The sequence below is a fragment of the Phormidium sp. CCY1219 genome (assembly GCF_035615515.1).
Lineage (GTDB): Bacteria > Cyanobacteriota > Cyanobacteriia > Cyanobacteriales > Laspinemataceae > CCY1219.
In genome coordinates, this window is sequence record NZ_JAJENT010000168.1 from 1 (window position 1) to 5,058 (window position 5,058).

Annotated in this window: 2 protein-coding genes; both read left to right on the forward strand. The window is 50.2% G+C overall.

Annotated features, from left to right (window positions below; all coding sequences use genetic code 11):
- Positions 1-107 precede the first annotated feature (107 nt).
- Positions 108-3,413 (forward strand): alpha-mannosidase, encoded by a 3,306-nt coding sequence (locus LKK83_RS00970; protein ID WP_324628855.1) that lies wholly within the window; start codon positions 108-110, stop codon positions 3,411-3,413.
- 360 nt (positions 3,414-3,773) lie between these two features.
- Positions 3,774-4,982: a pentapeptide repeat-containing protein gene (locus tag LKK83_RS00975; protein WP_324628856.1), complete on the forward strand. Its 1,209-nt coding sequence runs from the start codon at positions 3,774-3,776 to the stop codon at positions 4,980-4,982.
- Positions 4,983-5,058: the final 76 nt, after the last annotated feature.

Consider the following 5,058-nt stretch of genomic DNA (forward strand, 5'->3'; position numbering starts at 1 on the left):
CCCTCGTAGGGCTTAGGCTGGTCAGCTACCTAAAGTCAGGGGCTAGAAGCCCCGTCTCTTTAGCGCGGGGTGCTGACATTTCCCCTCGGCAATATGAAATTATAATAATGGGCTATCCACAAGGGTCGGGCAACCCCCTTTCTCATCATATCGAAATTCGAGCCAATTTTATGACAGACTATCGGGATAAAATTTATCACTCAATCGCCAGATTGCGCCAACTGACCCAAGTCAATGCGATCGCCCGTTGGAAACGGTGTGACTCAGACCTCCCGGTTTGCGAAGCGACAAACCCCCAGGTGTTCGAGAAATGGCCGATCGCCTCGGTGAACCATCGCGCCCATGTGAACTGGGCCTCGGGGTCGCAGGGTATCTGGTTGGCTCAGCAGTTCGTCGCACCTTCTGCATTGCACGGCTATCCCCTAGCCGGCTGTTGCTGGCGCTTGGCCCTCAGTTGGTGGGCGGAAGATGCCCAAATTTTCGTTAACGGGCAACTCGTGCAACGGGGGGATTTGTTCGATTGCAATACTCGCCTTTGCTTGCATACCAGTGTATCGCCTAATGCGGCGATCGCGGTGGCTATCCGTCTGGTGAGTCCAGGTCACGATCGCGGCGCATTGGTGCGATCGCTTTGCCTTTACGAACAACCGGATTCCCCCCGCATCGACCCCGGTTTTCTCGCAGATGAATTGGCAGTTTTCTGTCACTTCGCCCCCCGCAATTCCGATGGGGAATCTCAACTGGCTACCCTCTCTCAATTCCTCGAGGATATCCCTTGGAATGCTTTACCCCACAGCGTCCCCCAATTCGAGCGATCGCTGTTTCAATTGCGCACAACCCTTCGCCAAACGTTCCACACTGAGGCGAAAATATTCCTCATGGGTCACGCCCATTTAGACTTAGCTTGGTTGTGGCCAATTTCAGAAACGTGGGACGCCGCTCAGTCTACTTTTGCCTCAGTTCTTAATTTAATGGAAGCGTTTCCCCAGCTTACTTTTTCTCATTCTACCGCCGCTTTGTATGCCTGGATTGAAGAAAATCGCCCGGATATGTTTGCGGCGATCGCCCGTCAAGTCAAAGCGGGACGATGGGAAGTGGCGGCGAGTTTATGGGTAGAACCGGAACTGAATATTATCGGCGGCGAATCTATCGCGCGACAAGTGCTTTACGGGCAGCGTTATTGTCTGGAAAAATTCGGTCAGCTCTCTCCCGTCGCATGGCTTCCCGATAGTTTTGGCTTTTGCTGGCAATTGCCGCAATTTTTTAAATTAGGCGGCATCGAATACTTCGTCACCCAAAAGCTACGCTGGAACGATACTACTGAGTTTCCCTATGATTTATTTCAGTGGCGATCGCCCGATGGTACGGAAATTTTTAGCCTCATGTCTGCACCAATTGGCGAAGGTATCGACCCGGTAAAAATGGCCGATTATGCCGCCAATTGGCAGCAAAAAACTCGGGGGAATGATTGCTTGTGGTTGCCCGGAGTGGGAGACCACGGCGGCGGACCAACGCGGGATATGTTGGAACTGAGCGATCGCTGGCAAAGTTCTCCCTTTTTCCCCCCCCAAAAGTTTACCACTGCCTCCGCCTATTTGCAACACTTGCACCGCTGGGCAAATGAGCGCAAAAATCACGATTCTTCCCCTACCCTTCCGGTATGGAACGATGAACTCTATTTAGAATTTCACCGGGGCTGCTACACCACGCATGGCGACCAAAAATCCTTTAACCGTCGCTGCGAACAGTTGTTATATGAAGCGGAACTGTTTTCTGCTTTGGCCACCATTATTGCCGATGCACCTTATCCGAAATCCGCACTAGAAACTGCATGGAAACAGGTGTTATTTAACCAATTCCACGATATTTTACCCGGTTCGGCAATTCCGGAAGTGTATCGCGAGGCAAATGAAAATTGGCGCGCCGCCAAACGCCAGGGCAAAGAGCTTTTAAATCGGGCATTGCATGCGATTTCCCCGCACATTTGCCCCGCCCCACTATCCTTTCTCTGCGAGGCTCAACCGATAATTGTTTTCAATTCTCTCAATTGGCAGCGTTCGGAAATTGTGGCAATAGAATTACCGGAAAGCAATCCATCGGATAGGGAATGGCAAGTTTATAATAGTGCCGGAAAATCGCTGCGATCGCAGCGCAGCAAAACTACCTTATTCTTTGCCGCTGAAAATATCCCCTCTATCGGTTATCGCGTCTTCTGGCTAATGCGATCGCCCCAACAAACTTCCCCCTCCCACCCTCCTTCTCAGCCTAAGCCTGGAAACGCTAAATCCGAGAATATGTCTCCTAATATTCTCTCCCAAAAAACACTCAATTATCCCGATAATTCCCCCAAGCAATTTATCCTCGAAAACCCACATTTGCGCGTTGAAATCGACCCCAAAACCGGAGAAATATGTCGCCTATTCGACAAAAAAGCCAACCGAGAGGTGCTAACCGCTAACGGAAATCAACTGCAAGCTTTTGAAGATAGCGGGCAATATTGGGACGCTTGGAATATTGACCCCAATTACCCGCAATATCCTTTACCCGCCCCCCGCTTGCAAGCGCTAGAATGGGTGGAACGCGGCGAACTCTTGCAGCGCTTGCGCGTGGTGCGAAAACTGGGCGAATCGGAGTTTATCCAAGAGTACCGATTAGCCGCCGATTCATCGGTTTTAACTATTGCCAACCAAGTCAATTGGCAAGGGCGTCACGTGATGGTGAAAGCCGCATTTCCGGTGAATTTAAACGCCGAAAATGCTACCTATGAAATGCCCTGCGGTGCGATCGCGCGTCCCACAAAACCGCAAACTCCCGCCGAACAAGCGAAATGGGAAGTGCCGGCAATAAACTGGGCCGATATCAGTGCAGAAAATTACGGCGTCAGCATATTAAGCGATCGCAAATACGCCTATGATGCCCAATGCGATCGTCTGCGCCTAACCCTGCTGCGCGGTTCCACTTGGCCCGATCCAGCCGCCGATATCGGAACCCACGAATTTACTTATGCCATTTATCCTCATTCGGGAAACTGGAAATCCGCTCAAACCGTTCGACGCGGCTATGAGTTGAATTTCCCCTTACAAGTCCGAATTCTAGATAAATTCTCCGCGCAACCAGCAGCCAACAAATTCTCGCCTAAACCTACAGCCAGTTTTGTGGATTTATCCGCAGAAAATCTAGTGATTATGGCGTTAAAGCAGGCGGAAAACAACCCGCAGCGCTGGATTTTACGCTGTTATGAATCTATGGGCGAAGAAGCTCAACTTACCCTCACCAGCGATGTGGGATTGCAATGGCTTCGTGCTGTGGATATTTTAGAAAGAGAAATGGATTCACCAGAAAATTTTTCTGAGGAAAATTCAGTGAGTATCTCCCCCTGGAAAATATCCAGCTTTGAATGTATTTCTCGTTAACCCTATAAAGTGTAAAATTCCCACGATCCTCGAATTATCTGTTATCAAAGGATGGTTGTCTCGAAAGGTGCAGTACCCTTGGGAAAAGCTTTCCCGTGGTGTCTGGGAAGGAGTCAATGCAATTTAATCCGGGGGAGAAAGAAAACGAAAGCTGGTTAAGTCGCGACTTCCTTCTCGCCCCTTTCTCAATTGCAGAAAAAATGCAAAACCGCCTAGAGTGCTGCAATAACCGGGTTTGGGTGCATTTTTAGGAAAATTTTCGCCTTGCCTCTAGGCAAAAAGTCACCACAGTGATAGGATAAACCAATCAGCGTTAAAACTGAGTCGGGTTTCATTCGTATCCTTGCGGGAATTAAACCGATGCATATCAAAAAGAAGCATCAATCATCCAGCGATCGCCAAGGGCGAAATCTGTTAGAAAGGGCTGAATATCTCTGGCTTCTGGCTTCAGGGGTGGGAACCGTGGCGACGGCGATTTCTCAGCAAGTGCTGTATGTCGCCGCGCCCCTGCCGATCGCCATTGCCTTGCATTTTACCAACCAATCTCGACGCTTGAACCGCCATCGATCGCAAACTACTGCCGAATTGACGCAAATGCAGGATCGAATCGATGGATTGCCCGCCCCCCCAAATCTGGATCCGATTCGCGATCGCCTCGATGACATGGAACAAACCACTGAGGAATTACAACAACTCGAAACCCAAGGGCAACGATTACAGCACACACTCGCCGTCGCGATCGCCCAACTCGAAGCCACCACCCAGCAGCTACAACAGCAAACCCTGTCTCGCGAACAACAGACGCAAGCCGCACTTGACGCACTCCACACTCAACTGCAACAGTTAATCCCCACCCTCACGGATATAGAAGGATTAAATCAGCGGATGGAATCGGTGGAACATCATCAGGAAGATATTTTGCAGCAAGTGCCGCAGTTAATAGATACCCTCACCCAACTGCAGCAGCAAACCGCTACCCGGGCAGAAATCGAAGCTAAATTAGCGCAGTTTTCCCAGCAATTAGACAGCTTGCATCTCCTCGATCGGGCATTTACCCCCGCTTCGCAAGAGAAACGGAGTGAGGCGGAAACCGCGATCGCTTCTGCAACCCCCACCCTAGAACCCACTGATGTTTCTATCTACAACAGCCAGGATTATCCCACGGCGCAGGAGTTTACCGATGCGGAAGTGATGGATGTTTCTTTCCATCCAACCACACACAATTCTCCCTCGGATCTGATTTGGGCGATCGTGCGCGAAGGCAAAGAAGGCAAAAATCTTAGCGATCTGGATCTGCGAAATTCCAACCTGGCGGATGCCAATCTCAACGATGCGAATTTGATTCGCGCTAACCTCAGCGGTGCAAACCTCACCCGCGCTAATCTCAGCAATGCCGATTTGCGCTATGCCAATCTCAACGGTGCGATTTTGAGCGGTGCAAACCTGAGCTGGGCTAACCTGCGCTATGCCAATCTCAGCAGTGCAAAACTCATTGATGTCAATTTAAAAGGTACCGACCTATTTGGCGCTACCATGCCCGATGGTTCCCCCTATCATCGCGCAAATTAGCCCACCACAAAATTTGGCGGCGGGATGTTGACATGGAGTGTGGAGGTGATATAATAATTTTTAAGGCTAATTTCGA